We start from the raw sequence: 13386 nt of genomic DNA on the forward strand, positions 1-13386 counted from the left end.
TTTTCTGCCGCGTGGGATGCCGCGGTAGCAACTCTTGCATTCGTGGACGAGAATTGTCCCACCAGCCGCCCACCAGCCCACCATGCCAGGCAACGACGCCCCCGCCATTCCCGCGCTCCATCCCGCCCCGGAGGGGCGCCTGGCGCGCAAGGCCTTCTGGGTGATGACGCAGCGCGTGACAGTGATGGCCGCGGCGGTGGACGCGGCCTTCATCCCCCTCTTCCTGCTGCTCGGGTCGCCGCTGTTGACCTGGATCAATGTGGCGAGCATCGCCATGTACGCGGCAGCCTACGCGCTGCTGGGGCAGCGCCGCAACGTCGCCGCGCTGTCGCTGATCTGGCTGGAGGTGGTGGGCCATTCGGCCCTCGGCACCTGGCTGGTCGGCTGGAACAGCGGTTTCCACTACTACCTGCTGATGTTCATTCCCGCCATCGTGGTGGGCCGGGGCCGGCGCAGGATCACGCCGGTGATGCTGCTCGCGCTGTTCGTCTTCTACATCGGCATGTACGAGCTGTCGCGCCGCTACGGCGCGCAGGCACCGCTCGGCGACCTGGGGCTCTCGGTCACGCATGCGTTCAACGTGGCCGTGGTGTTCGCCATGGCGGCCTACACCGCGCGCTACTACTACGGCTCGGTCCTGCGCGCCGAGCGCCGGCTGGAAGACCAGGCCGCCACCGACCCGCTCACGGGGCTGTCCAACCGGCGGCGCCTGGCCAGCCTCGCGCAGGAACGCATCGCGCAGGCGCGGCAGGCCGGGCAGCCGACGGCCGTGGTGATCGCGGACATCGACCACTTCAAGCGCATCAACGACACCCACGGCCACGAGGCCGGAGACCGGGTCCTGGTGCACGTGGCGGAACTGCTGGCGCGCAGCAGCCGCGCCCGCGACCTGCTCGCGCGCTGGGGCGGCGAGGAATTCCTGGTGGTGATGCCCACATGCGCCCTGGCGGACGCGCAGGCCCTGGCCGAACGCATGCGCGCCGCCGTGGCCGACCGTCCGGCCCGCCATGGGGCGCTCGCCATCCCGGCGAGCCTTTCGCTGGGGGTGGCGCAATTGCGCAGTGGCGAATCGCTGGAGGCCGCCATCGCCCGCGCCGACGGGGCGCTGTATGCCAGCAAGCATGCGGGCCGCAACCGCGTGACGACGGCGGACTGACGGTCCTAGTCCAGTCCGGCCTGGGCCAGTCGCTCGCGCAGCAGTTGCGCGATGGCTTCGCTCCGGCCCTGCACGGCGGCCTCCTGCACCAGGTCGCGCTCACGCTGGGCCGGCGCCCAGACGGGCGCGGGAAAGTGGCTGTCCCACCCGAAGCGGGCGATCACGTGCCAGTGCAGGTGCGGCACCATGTTGCCCAGGGCCGCGAGATTGATCTTCGCGGGCTGCAGTTGCTCGCGCAGCACCTGTTCCACCACCGCCACGGCGGCCATGCAGCGCTCGCGCTCGGTGCCGGCCAGGTCCGAGAACTCCGCCACGTGCGTGTTCCAGATGACGCGATAGAACCCCGGAAATCCGCGGTCGGCCTCCTCGCCGGCATGCACCACGCGCATCAGCCTGCCACGCCAGACCAGCGTGCCGCCGTCGCCGCTGCACAGGGGACAGGTGGAGGCCATTACACCAGTACCCGCTCGATGCCGCCCGCGTTGGCGCGCTGCACGTACTCGGGCATCCAGTTCTCGCCCAGGATCTCGCGCGCCATCTCGACGACGATGTAGTCGGCCTCGAGCAGGCCGTTCTGCAAATCGTCCTGGTAGCGGTTCAGGCCCTGCAGGCAACTGGGGCAGCTGGTGAGGATCTTCACGTTCTCCTGCGGGGCGACGGCGCCGCTGGCGCGCAGCGTGGCCTCGCCCTTGCGGATCTCCTGCTCCTTGCGGAAGCGCACCTGGGTGGAGATGTCGGGCCGGGTCACGCCCAGCGTGCCGGACTCGCCGCAGCAGCGCTCGCTCTTGACCACCTGCTCGCCCACCAGCGCCTTCACGGTCTTCATCGCGTCCTGCTGCTTCATCGGGCTGTGGCAGGGCTCGTGGTAGAGGTACGCGCCCTTGCCCTGCAACTGGATGCCCTTTTCGAGCAGGTACTCGTGGATGTCGATGATGCGGCAGCCCGGGAAGATCTTGTCGAACTGGTAGCCCTGCAGCTGGTCGTAGCAGGTGCCGCAGCTCACCACCACCGTCTTGATGTCCAGGTAGTTCAGCGTGTTGGCCACGCGGTGGAACAGCACCCGGTTGTCGGTGATCATCTTCTCGGCCTTGTCGAACTGGCCGCTGCCGCGCTGCGGGTAGCCGCAGCACAGGTAACCCGGCGGCAGCACGGTCTGCACGCCCGCATGCCAGAGCATGGCCTGGGTCGCCAGGCCCACCTGGCTGAACAGGCGCTCGGAGCCGCAGCCGGGGAAGTAGAACACCGCCTCCGTCTCGGCCGTGGTGGCGGCCGGGTTGCGGATGATCGGCACATAGTCCTTGTCCTCGATGTCCAGCAGCGCGCGCGCCGTCTTCTTGGGCAGGCCGCCGGGCAGCTTCTTGTTGATGAAGTGGATCACCTGTTCCTTGACCGGCGCCGTGCCCACCGTGGCGGGCGGGTGGGCAGTCTGCTTGCGGCCGAACCCGCGCAGCAGATCGACGGCCATGCGCTGGGCCTTGAAGCCCACCTCCACCATGGCCGAGCGCATCAGCTTGATGGTGTCGGGATTGGTGGCGTTGAGCATGCCCATGGCCAGGGCGTTGCCCGGGCGGAAGGTCTTCTTGCCCATCTTGCGCAGCAGGTTGCGCATGTTCATGGTCACGTCGCCGAAGTCGATCTTGACCGGGCACGGCGTGTAGCACTTGTGGCAGACGGTGCAGTGGTCGGCCACGTCCTCGAACTCCTGCCAGTGCTTGATGGAGACGCCGCGGCGCGTCTGCTCCTCGTACAGGAAGGCCTCGACCAGGAGCGAGGTGGCCAGGATCTTGTTGCGCGGGCTGTAGAGCAGGCTGGCGCGCGGCACGTGGGTGGCGCACACGGGCTTGCACTTGCCGCAGCGCAGGCAGTCCTTGACCGAGTCGGCAATGGCGCCGATGTCGCTCTGCTGCATGATGAGCGACTCGTGCCCCATCAGCCCGAAACTGGGCGTGTAGGCATTGGTCAGGTCGGAGTACATCAGCGACTCGCGGGCCGAGACGGCTGCGGGCGCCTGTTCCGTCCGGGCAGCGGGCTCCTGGCTTCGCAGCAGCTTGCCCTTGTTGAAGCGGCCTTGCGGGTCCACGCGGCGCTTGTAGTCGGCGAAGGGGCGCAGCTCGTCGTCGGTCAGGAATTCGAGCTTCGTGATGCCGATGCCGTGCTCGCCCGAGATCACGCCGTCCAGGCTGCGCGCGAGCACCATGATGCGGGCCACGGCCTCGTGGGCCGTCTGCAGCATCTGGTAGTCGTCGCTGTTGACGGGGATGTTGGTGTGGACGTTGCCGTCGCCTGCATGCATGTGCAGCGCGACCCACACGCGGCCCTTGAGCACGCGCTGGTGGATGGCCTGCGCCTCGTCCATGATGGGTTGGAAGGACGCGCCGGGGAAGATCTTGGCGAGCGGCTCGCGCAGCTGCGTCTTCCAGCTCGCGCGCAGGGTGTGGTCCTGCAGCTGCGGGAAGAGCGTCTCCACATCGGCCAGCCAGCCACTCCAGAGCGCGCGGACCTCTCCGATCAGCGCCACGGCCTGGGCCACGCGGTCCTCCAGCAGCTCGGCCGAGGGAATCTCCTGCGCATCGTCCTGGCGGCCCAGCGGCAGGTTGCCGCGCTGGAAGAACGCCTCCAGCGCATCGCATAGCTGCAGCTTGTTGCGCAGCGACAGCTCGATGTTGATGCGCTCGATGCCGTCGGTGTATTCGGCCATGCGCGGCAGCGGGATCACCACGTCCTCGTTGATCTTGAAGGCGTTGGTGTGGCGGCTGATGGCGGCCGTGCGCTTGCGGTCCAGCCAGAACTTCTTGCGCGCCTCGGGGCTGATGGCGATGAAGCCCTCGCCCGCGCGCGAGTTGGCGATGCGCACGACCTCGCTGGTCACGCGCGCCACGGCGTCGGCGTCGTCGCCCGCGATATCGCCGAACAGCACCATCTTGGGCAGGCCGCCGCCGTGCTTGCGGCTCTTGGTGGCGTAGCCGACCGCCTTCAGGTAGCGGTCGTCCAGGTGCTCCAGTCCCGCCAGCAGCACGCCCGAGCGCTTCTGCTCGGCGAACATGAAGTCCTTGATCTCGACGATGCTCGGCACGGCGTCCTTGGCGTTGCCGAAGAACTCCAGGCACACGGTGCGCGTGTGCGCCGGCATGCGATGCACCACCCAGCGCGCGCTGGTGATGAGGCCGTCGCAGCCTTCCTTCTGGATGCCGGGCAGGCCGGAGAGGAACTTGTCCGTCACGTCCTTGCCCAGGCCTTCCTTGCGGAAGGTGCGGCCCGGGATGGCCAGACGTTCGGTGCGGATCGGCGTCTTTCCATCGGCCTCGAAGTACTGCAGCTCGAACGTGGCCGTCTCCACGTCGTGGATCTTGCCCATGTTGTGGTCGAGGCGCGTGACCTCCAGCCACTGCGCCTCGGGCGTCACCATGCGCCAGCTGACCAGGTTGTCCAGCGCCGTGCCCCAGAGCACGGCCTTCTTGCCGCCCGCGTTCATGGCGATGTTGCCGCCGATGCACGAAGCCTCCGCGCTGGTCGGATCGACCGCGAAGACGAAGCCCGCGCGCTCTGCCGCATCGGCCACGCGCTGGGTGACCACCCCGGCCTCGGTCCAGATGGTGCCCACCTCGCGGTCCATGCCCGGCAGGCGGCGCATCTCCACCTCGGTCATGGCCTCGAGCTTCTCGGTATTGATGACCACGCTGCGCCAGGTCAGCGGAATGGCCCCGCCGGTGTAGCCGGTGCCGCCCCCGCGCGGGATGATGGTCAGTTCCAGTTCGATGCAGGCCTTGACCAGCGCGGCCATCTCGGCCTCGGTGTCGGGCGTGAGCACCACGAACGGGTATTCGACGCGCCAGTCGGTGGCGTCGGTCACGTGCGACACGCGAGAGAGGCCGTCGAACTTGATGTTGTCCTTGGCCGTGTGGCGGCCCAGGCGCTTTTGCACCTGGCGCCGCAGCTGGGCGGCCTCCACGAAGGTGGCGTCGAACTGCGCGATGGCCCTGCGGGCGGCCTCCACCAGCTGGCCCACCAGGCGGTCGCGCTCGGCGTCCTCGCCGGGCGTGCGGCGCTTGCCGATCTCCGACAGCCGGTGCTGCAGCGCGTCCACCAGCATCTTGCGGCGGCCCGCGTTGTCCAGCAGGTCGTCCTGCAGGTAGGGATTGCGCTGCACGACCCAGATGTCGCCCAGCACCTCGTACAGCATGCGGGCGGAGCGCCCGGTGCGGCGCTCGCGGCGCAACTGGTCCAGCACGTCCCAGGAGTCGGAGCCCAGCAGCCGGATGACGATTTCCCGGTCGGAAAACGAGGTGTAGTTGTACGGAATCTCGCGCAGGCGAGTGGGCTCGGCGGCCTGTGTCAGGACTGCCAACTCAGTGGGTGCATTCATCGGGGGATCACCTGGGGAGCGCGGACGCTCCCAACCTTGGGAGGGGCCGCGATTTTAAGCCAGCGGCCTCCAGCGCGCCGGGCCCCGGCGCCACGCCCGTCTGCCCGGGCAGGCCGGCTTCAGAAGCTCTCCCACTCGTCTTCCCCGCCCGCGGCACGGGGAGCGGACCGGGACGCACCGGAAGCCGCCGGGGCAGCGGAAGCGCCGATCCGGGCTTTCGGGGCCACGGCCCGGGCCGGGGGCGCGGATTTCAGGGCAGGTGCCTGCGCCGGCCTGGCCCGCGCAGGCACGGGTGCCGCCACCATCGCCATGGGCGCCGCCGCTGTCGGCATGGGCGCCACCGGTGCACTGCGGGCCGCCGCCCCCGGGGCCGTGCGGAAGAACGCCACGGCCTGCACCAGCTGTTCCGCCTGGGTCTTGAGGCTGCCGGCGGCCGCCGCGGATTCCTCCACCAGCGCGGCATTCTGCTGCGTGGCCTGGTCCATCTGGGTCACCGCCGCGCCCACCTGGGCCACGCCTTCGCTTTGCTCGCTGCTCGCCGCACTGATCTCCGCCACGATGTCAGTCACGCGCCGGATCGAGGTGACGACCTCGGTCATCGTGGCGCCGGCCTTGTCCACCAGCGCCGTGCCCTGCTCCACCCGTTCGACGCTGTTGCCGATCAGGTTCTTGATTTCCTTGGCGGCCTCGGCGCTGCGCTGCGCCAGGCTGCGCACCTCGCCTGCCACCACCGCGAAACCCCGGCCCTGCTCGCCGGCACGCGCGGCCTCCACCGCTGCGTTGAGCGCCAGGATGTTCGTCTGGAAGGCGATGCCGTCGATGGTGCCGATGATGTCGCCGATGCGCCGCGAGGCCTCGTTGATGCCCTTCATGGTCTCGACCACTTCGCCGACCACCTCGCCGCCCTGGCTCGCGATACCCGACGCGCTGACCGCCAGCTGGCTGGCCTGGCGCGCGTTCTCGGCGTTCTGGCGCACGGTGGAGCCCAATTGCTCCATCGACGCCGCCGCCTGCTGGAGCGAAGCCGCCTGCTGCTCCGTCCGGGCGGACAGATCCCCGTTGCCCTGCGCGATCTGGGCGCTGGCCGTGGCCACGCTTTCCGCGTTGCGGCGGACCTCGCCGGTGATGCGCGCCAGCGTGTCGCGCATGCCCACGAGGGTGCTCAGCAGCCGGGACACCTCGTCGCGGCCGTCGGAGCGCAGTTCGACGGCCAGATTGCCCTCCGCCACCTGCTGGGCTGCATCGATGGCGCGGTTGAGGGGGTGCACGATGCTGCGCACGATGACCACGGCCAGCAGCGCGGCGATGGCCGCGGCGGCGGCCATCGTCACGACGAGCCAGTTGCGACCGCCAGTCAGTATCTGCATGGCCAGACTGGAGGCGTCCTTGGCCTGGTCCACGTTGTACTGGATGACCTTGTCGAGCTGCTCGCTGGTGGAGAAGTACAGGCCACGCGTGGTGTTCAGCATGTGGTTCAGCAGTTCCGCGTGCTGGCCCCGGTCCTGCGCGGACGCGCGGATGCGCGACGCGGCGGCGATGTAGGCCGCCAGGTCCTTCTTGAAGGCCGCGGCCAGGGCCGCCTCGCCAGGACTGCCAATCAACGTGGGTTCGACGTAGGTCCGGTTGAGTTCCTCGAACTTGGCGACCGTCTTGTCGAACGAGGCACGGTACTCACCCTGCTCCTTGTCAGGCGTCTCCAGCAGCAGGAGGGCTTCCACGCGGCGCATCAAGTCGAGATTGCGGCGGTACTCCGACAGGATCATCACCGACGGCAGGTTGTTGTCCACCACGGTGCTGGTCTGCTCCTGCAGCTGCGACATCTGCCGCAGGCTGAAGAGCCCCAGGAAGACCGAGAGAACGACCATGGCGGCGAAGGCAAGGCCCAGCCGCGGCGCGAGTTTGATGTGGGAGAAGTTCATGTTTTTGAAAATTGCCGGATGGGACTCAAAAGTCACCAAATGTATCAATTGATTCAAAAAACATGTTGTCGGCCATCTTCCCGTCCCGTATTCAGAATGGCCGGAAAGGCTGCGCCGCCCCGGCCCATGTTCAGAACAACACGCGGCTGCGGATCGTGCCCGGCACGCTCGCGAGCTTGTCCTGCGCCAGCTCGGACGACTGCGCGTCGATGTCGATCACCACGTAGCCCACCTTCTCGTTGGTCTGCAGGTACTGGGCGGCGATGTTGATCTGGTTGTCGGCGAACACCTGGTTGATGGCCGACAGCACCCCCGGCACGTTGCGGTGGATGTGCAGGATGCGGTGCTTGCCCGGGTGCGCCGGCAACGCCACCTCGGGGAAGTTCACCGACGAGGTCGAGGTGCCGTTGTCGCTGTACTTCACGAGCTTCTCGGCCACCTCCAGCCCGATGTTGGCCTGCGCCTCCATGGTGGATCCGCCGATGTGCGGGGTCAGGATGACGTTGTCCAGGCCGCGCAGGGGCGAGGTGAACTCGTCCTTGTTGCTGCGCGGCTCCACCGGGAACACGTCGATGGCCGCGCCGAGCAGCTTTTTCGCGCGGATCGCTTCGGCCAGCGCCTCGATGCGCACCACGGTGCCACGCGCCGCATTGATCAGGATCGCGCCCGGCTTCATGGCCGCGATCTCTTCCGGCCCGATCATCCACTGCGTGGAGGGCAGTTCGGGCACATGCAGGGTCACGATGTCGCTCTGCGCCAGAAGGGCCTGCAGCGAGGGTGCCTGGCGGGCGTTGCCCAGCGGCAGCTTGCTGACCACGTCGTGGAAGACGACATGCATGCCCAGCGCCTCGGCCAGCACGGACAGCTGCGTGCCGATGGAGCCGTAGCCGACGATGCCCAGCGTCTTGCCGCGGATCTCGTAGGCGTTCTCGGCGCTCTTGAGCCAGCCGCCGCGGTGCGCCACAGCGTTCTTCTCGGGCACGCCGCGCAGCAGCAGGATGGCCTCGGCCAGCACCAGCTCCGCCACGGAGCGGGTGTTGGAATACGGCGCATTGAAGACGGCGATGCCGCGCTCGCGCGCCGCGTCCAGGTCGATCTGGTTGGTGCCGATGCAGAAGGCCCCCACGGCCACGAGCTTGTGGGCATGCGCGAACACCTCGGCCGTGAGCTGGGTGCGCGACCGGATGCCCAGGAAATGCGCATCGGCAATCTTGCGGTGCAGTTCCTCGCCTTCCAGCGCCCCCGGCAATGCCTCGATCTGGGTATAGCCCGCGCCGCGCAGCACGTCGAGCGCGGAGGGGTGCACGCCCTCCAGCAGAAGGAACTTGATCTTGCTCTTGTCCAGCGATGTCTTGGTCATGGAACTACGGGGAAGGAGAAGTAAGGAAGGGAAGAAAGCAGGGCGGACGCCTTGCAGGCGGCCGACCATTGTGCAATGGGAAGAAACCCTGTACCCGCGGGGCTTTTCGATCCACCAAGCGGAATCCCGGTCACACAGGCGACGGACGAGCCCGGCACACCGTCACAAAACAGACACAATTCCGCCACACAGAGCCCTTCATCCAGGGAAGTTCCCGATCCGTGGAACTCCCTGTCCATGCGACAACGACATACCGATGACATGTAGCGCGCATACCATGCGCCGCTTTCACATCGCCATACTTTGAGGAGTTTCCATGCAGACCAAGCACCTGGCCCTGGCCGCCGCCATCGCCGCATCCGCCTGCATTCCGGCCCATGCCCAGACCGAGATCCAGTGGTGGCACTCGATGACGGCCGTGAACGGCGAATGGGTGAACGACCTGGCCCGCCAGTTCAACGAGAGCCAGAAGGACTACAAGATCGTGCCCACCTACAAGGGCACCTATGACGAATCCATGACGGCCTCGATCGCCGCCTTCCGCGCCGGCAACGCGCCGCACATCCTGCAGGTGTTCGAAGTGGGCACCGCCACCATGATGGCCAGCAAGGGGGCGATCGTGCCCGTGGGCAAGGTGATGCAGGACGCCGGCGCGCCGTTCGATCCCAAGGCCTACATTCCCGCCGTGGCCGGCTACTACACGGCCCCCAACGGCCAGATGCTGAGCTTCCCGTTCAACAGCTCCACCACCATCTTCTATTTCAACAAGGACGCCTTCAAGGCCGCCGGCCTGCCCACCGACAAGGCACCCGCCACCTGGCCGGAAGTGGTCAACGCGGCCGCCAAGCTCAAGGCCTCCGGCCACAAGTGCCCGTTCACCACGGCCTGGCAGAACTGGACGCAGGTGGAGAGCTTCTCGGCCTGGCACAACGTGGAATTCGCGAGCAAGGCCAACGGCCTGCAGGGCCTCGACGCGCGCCTGAAGGTCGATTCGCCCCTGCACGTGCGGCACATCGAGAACCTCGCCAACATGGCCAAGCAGGGCCTGTTCGTGTACAAGGGCCGCGGCAACGTGCCCGAGGCGAGCTTCGTCTCCGGCGAGTGCGCCATGATCAACACGTCGTCGGGCTTCTACGGCAACGTGGCCAAGAACGCCAAGTTCGCCTACGGCCTCGCCCCCCTGCCCTACTACCCCGACGTTCCCGGCGCGCCGCAGAACACCGTCATCGGCGGCGCCAGCCTGTGGGTGATGGCCGGCAAGAAGCCCGCCGAATACAAGGGCGTGGCCGAGTTCTTCAAGTTCATCTCCACGCCTGAAGTGCAGTCGGCCAGCCACAAGCGCACCGGCTACCTGCCCGTGACGACCGCCGCCTACGAGCTGACCGAGAAGTCGGGCTTCTACAAGGAGCACCCCGGCACCGACGTCGCCGTGACGCAGATGATCCGCAAGGTGACCGACAAGAGCCGCGGCATCCGCCTGGGCAACTACGTGCAGATCCGTGCCATCGAGGACGAGGAACTCGAGCAGGTCTGGTCCGGCAAGAAGACCGCCAAGGAAGCGCTCGACGCCATCGTGAAGCGCGGCAACGAACAGCTCGAGCGCTTCCAGAAGGCCAACAAGGGCTGATTCCCGCCGCCTCCGGAGGCGGCCCCCGGGGCCGGCCCGGCCGGCGTCCGCCCTCCCGTACCGGCCCTCCCCGCATGCGCGGGGAGGGTCTTTTCGTCATTCGACAGCCCGGCGGCGCACGCCGGGCACAAGGTAACCGCATCCGCCATGGAAAAACGCGTCCGATTCCAGTCCGCCTGGCTGCCCTGGCTGCTCATCGCGCCGCAGATGGCCATCATCGTGGTCTTCTTCTTCTGGCCCGCCAGCCAGGCGCTGGTGCAGTCGCTGCAGATGCAGGATGCCTTCGGCACGTCCACCGAATGGGTCGGGCTGGAGAACTTCCGGCGGCTGTTCGACGACCCCGGCTACATCGAGTCGTTCAAGACCACGGCGTTCTTCTCGGTGCTGGTGGCGGCCAGCGGCATCGTGCTGTCGCTGCTGCTGGCGGTGTTCGCCGACCGGGTGGTCAAGGGCGCCATGTTCTACAAGACCCTGCTGATCCTGCCCTACGCCGTGGCACCGGCCGTGGCCGCCGTGCTGTGGGTCTTCATGTTCTCGCCCTCGCTGGGCGTGGTGTCGTACGCGCTGGGCCATTTCGGCATCGACTGGAACCACCTGCTCAACTCCGGCCAGGCCATGGCGCTGATCGTGATGGCCTCGGTCTGGAAACAGATCTCCTACAACTTCCTCTTCTTCCTGGCGGGGCTGCAGTCCATCCCGAAGTCGCTGATCGAGGCCGCCGCCATCGACGGCGCCGGCCCGTGGCGCCGCTTCTGGAGCGTGCAGTTCCCGCTGCTCTCGCCCACCACGTTCTTCCTGCTGGTCATCAACGTGGTGTATGCGTTCTTCGACACCTTCGCCATCGTCGATGCCGCCACGCAGGGCGGCCCGGGCAAGGACACGGCCATCCTCGTCTACAAGGTCTATTACGACGGCTTCAAGGCCATGGACCTGGGCGGCTCCGCGGCGCAATCCGTGGTGCTGATGCTGATCGTGGTCGCGCTCACCGTCGTGCAGTTCCGCTACGTTGAAAAGAAAGTCCAGTACTGACATGGTCGAACGCAGCCTCACGCGCGGCATCCTCGCGCACTTCATCATGATCCTGGGCATCGTCATCGTGGCGTTCCCGCTCTACCTGGCCTTCGTGGCCTCCACCCACACGGCCCAGGAAATCGTGCAGGCGCCCATGCCCCTGCTGCCCGGCACGAACTTCTGGGACACCTACAAGGCGGCCCTCTTCGGGCGCGACCAGGGCGCCGGCTCCACCGCGCCGGTGGCCCGCATGATGTGGGTGAGCTTCGTGTCGGCCATCGTCATCACGGTGGGCAAGATCGCCATCTCGCTGCTGTCGGCCTTCGCCATCGTGTACTTCCGCTTCCCGTTCAAGGGCCTGTGCTTCTGGCTGATCTTCATCACGCTGATGCTGCCGGTGGAAGTGCGCATCGGCCCCACCTACCAGGTGGTGTCCGACTTGGGGCTGCTCAACAGCTACGCGGGCCTCACGGTGCCGCTGATCGCGTCGGCCACCGCCACCTTCCTCTTCCGGCAGTTCTTCCTCACGGTGCCGGACGAACTGGTCGAGGCCGCGCGCATCGACGGCGCCGGGCCCATGCGCTTCTTCAAGGACGTGCTGGTGCCGCTGTCGCGCACCTCCATCGCCGCGCTCTTCGTGATCCAGTTCATCTACGGCTGGAACCAGTACCTCTGGCCGCTGCTGGCGACCACGAGCGAGGACATGTACCCCGTGGTGATCGGCATCAAGCGCATGATCGCGGGCGGCGACGGGCAGAACGAATGGAACATCGTCATGGCCACCGCCATCCTGGCCATGCTGCCGCCCGCCGCGGTGGTGATCCTCATGCAGAAATGGTTCGTGAAAGGGCTGGTGGACACCGAGAAGTAGTCCTCCACCCCCCTGAAAACGCCCATTCCACCCACGCATCCCGCTACGAACCCCATCGCAACATGGCATCTCTTTCCCTGCGCAACGTCGTCAAGCGCTACGGCCACGGCCCGAAGGCCAACCAGGTGATCCACGGCGTGAACGCCGAAATCGCCGACGGCGAATTCATCGTCATCGTCGGCCCCTCGGGCTGCGGCAAGTCCACCCTGCTGCGCATGGTGGCGGGCCTGGAGGAAATCTCCGGCGGCGAGATCGCCATCGGCAACCGCGTGGTCAACGATCTGGAGCCGGCCCAGCGCGACATCGCCATGGTGTTCCAGAACTACGCGCTCTATCCGCACATGACGAACTTCGAGAACATGGCCTACGGCCTGAAGATCGCCAAGGTGCCGAAGGACGAAATCAAGGCGCGCGTGGACAAGGCCGCGAAGATCCTCGAGCTCGGCCACCTGCTCGAGCGCAAGCCGCGCGAGCTCTCCGGCGGCCAGCGCCAGCGCGTCGCCATGGGCCGCGCCATCGTGCGCCAGCCCCAGGTGTTCCTGTTCGACGAGCCGCTCTCCAACCTCGACGCCAAGCTGCGCGCGCAGACCCGCCTGGAGATCCAGAAGCTGCACCGCGAACTGGGCATCACCAGCCTCTTCGTCACGCACGATCAGGTCGAGGCCATGACGCTGGCCCAGCGCATGATCGTGATGAACGGCGGCGTGATGGAACAGTTCGGCACGCCCGAAGAGGTCTATCACACGCCCGCATCGACCTTCGTCGCGAGCTTCATCGGCTCGCCGCCCATGAACCTGCTGAAGAACGCCCCGGGCGGGCGGCAGGGCGCGATCCTCGGCATCCGGCCGGAGCACATCGACATCTCCAGCGTGGGCTGGGAGCTGCGCGTGGAGACGGTCGAGCTGCTGGGCGCCGAGCGCCTCGTCTATGGCCGCCTGCAGTCGGGTGGCGGGGACGAGCCGGTCATCGTGCGCATCGAGGAAGGCTCCCACCATCCCCAGCCCGGCGACACCATCCACGTGGAGCCCCGCATGGACCGGCTGCACTGGTTCGACGCCGCCTCCGGCAAGCGGCTCTGA

9 protein-coding genes are annotated in these 13386 nt (G+C 67.4%); 5 read left to right on the forward strand and 4 right to left on the reverse strand.

Annotated features, from left to right (window positions below):
- Positions 1–82 precede the first annotated feature (82 nt).
- Complete coding sequence (locus ACAV_RS17650; RefSeq protein WP_013595947.1) at positions 83–1156, forward strand: GGDEF domain-containing protein; 1074 nt, start codon at positions 83–85, stop codon at positions 1154–1156.
- Positions 1157–1161: 5 nt separating this feature from the next.
- On the opposite strand, the gene ACAV_RS17655 is transcribed toward ACAV_RS17650, so the two are convergent.
- The 4 genes from ACAV_RS17655 to serA all read right to left on the reverse strand — a co-directional run bounded on the left by ACAV_RS17655 (position 1162) and on the right by serA (position 8798).
- On the reverse strand, positions 1162–1608 hold the full coding sequence (locus ACAV_RS17655) for an HIT family protein (RefSeq protein WP_013595948.1): 447 nt from the start codon (positions 1606–1608) through the stop codon (positions 1162–1164).
- Positions 1608–5519 (reverse strand): DUF3683 domain-containing protein, encoded by a 3912-nt coding sequence (locus ACAV_RS17660; RefSeq protein WP_013595949.1) that lies wholly within the window; start codon positions 5517–5519, stop codon positions 1608–1610. Before ACAV_RS17660 ends, ACAV_RS17655 begins: the two co-directional genes overlap by 1 nt.
- Before the next feature lie 119 nt (positions 5520–5638).
- Positions 5639–7438 carry a methyl-accepting chemotaxis protein gene (locus ACAV_RS17665; protein WP_013595950.1) on the reverse strand — a complete coding sequence of 600 codons (1800 nt, stop codon included), beginning with the start codon at positions 7436–7438 and terminating at the stop codon, positions 5639–5641.
- Between the two features lie 130 nt (positions 7439–7568).
- The gene (gene serA, locus ACAV_RS17670; protein WP_013595951.1) at positions 7569–8798 is read right to left on the reverse strand and encodes a phosphoglycerate dehydrogenase; all 1230 of its coding nucleotides are present in this window, start codon (positions 8796–8798) and stop codon (positions 7569–7571) included.
- A gap of 316 nt (positions 8799–9114) precedes the next feature.
- On the opposite strand from serA, the gene ugpB reads away from it, so the two are divergent.
- From ugpB to ACAV_RS17690, 4 genes are all read left to right on the forward strand, one after another.
- A complete protein-coding gene (gene ugpB / locus ACAV_RS17675; RefSeq protein ID WP_013595952.1) occupies positions 9115–10425 on the forward strand; it encodes a sn-glycerol-3-phosphate ABC transporter substrate-binding protein UgpB in 1311 nt (436 codons plus the stop codon).
- 147 nt (positions 10426–10572) lie between these two features.
- Positions 10573–11454, forward strand: coding sequence for a sn-glycerol-3-phosphate ABC transporter permease UgpA (gene ugpA, locus ACAV_RS17680; protein WP_013595953.1), 882 nt, complete (start codon positions 10573–10575; stop codon positions 11452–11454).
- A gap of 1 nt (position 11455) precedes the next feature.
- Positions 11456–12307, forward strand: coding sequence for a sn-glycerol-3-phosphate ABC transporter permease UgpE (ugpE, locus tag ACAV_RS17685; RefSeq protein ID WP_013595954.1), 852 nt, complete (start codon positions 11456–11458; stop codon positions 12305–12307).
- Positions 12308–12369: 62 nt separating this feature from the next.
- Complete coding sequence (locus ACAV_RS17690) at positions 12370–13386, forward strand: sn-glycerol-3-phosphate import ATP-binding protein UgpC (RefSeq protein ID WP_013595955.1); 1017 nt, start codon at positions 12370–12372, stop codon at positions 13384–13386.

The sequence above is a fragment of the Paracidovorax avenae ATCC 19860 genome, from assembly GCF_000176855.2.
Lineage (GTDB): Bacteria > Pseudomonadota > Gammaproteobacteria > Burkholderiales > Burkholderiaceae_C > Paracidovorax > Paracidovorax avenae.

Bases quoted from the DNA above. Each gene is read 5' to 3' on its own strand.
- ACAV_RS17650 (WP_013595947.1), top strand. From the start codon at position 83: ATGCCAGGCAACGACGCCCCCGCCATTCCCGCGCTCCATCCCGCCCCG.
- ACAV_RS17655 (WP_013595948.1), bottom strand. From the start codon at position 1,608: ATGGCCTCCACCTGTCCCCTGTGCAGCGGCGACGGCGGCACGCTGGTC.
- ACAV_RS17660 (WP_013595949.1), bottom strand. From the start codon at position 5,519: ATGAATGCACCCACTGAGTTGGCAGTCCTGACACAGGCCGCCGAGCCC.
- ACAV_RS17665 (WP_013595950.1), bottom strand. From the start codon at position 7,438: ATGAACTTCTCCCACATCAAACTCGCGCCGCGGCTGGGCCTTGCCTTC.
- serA (WP_013595951.1), bottom strand. From the start codon at position 8,798: ATGACCAAGACATCGCTGGACAAGAGCAAGATCAAGTTCCTTCTGCTG.
- ugpB (WP_013595952.1), top strand. From the start codon at position 9,115: ATGCAGACCAAGCACCTGGCCCTGGCCGCCGCCATCGCCGCATCCGCC.
- ugpA (WP_013595953.1), top strand. From the start codon at position 10,573: ATGGAAAAACGCGTCCGATTCCAGTCCGCCTGGCTGCCCTGGCTGCTC.
- ugpE (WP_013595954.1), top strand. From the start codon at position 11,456: ATGGTCGAACGCAGCCTCACGCGCGGCATCCTCGCGCACTTCATCATG.
- ACAV_RS17690 (WP_013595955.1), top strand. From the start codon at position 12,370: ATGGCATCTCTTTCCCTGCGCAACGTCGTCAAGCGCTACGGCCACGGC.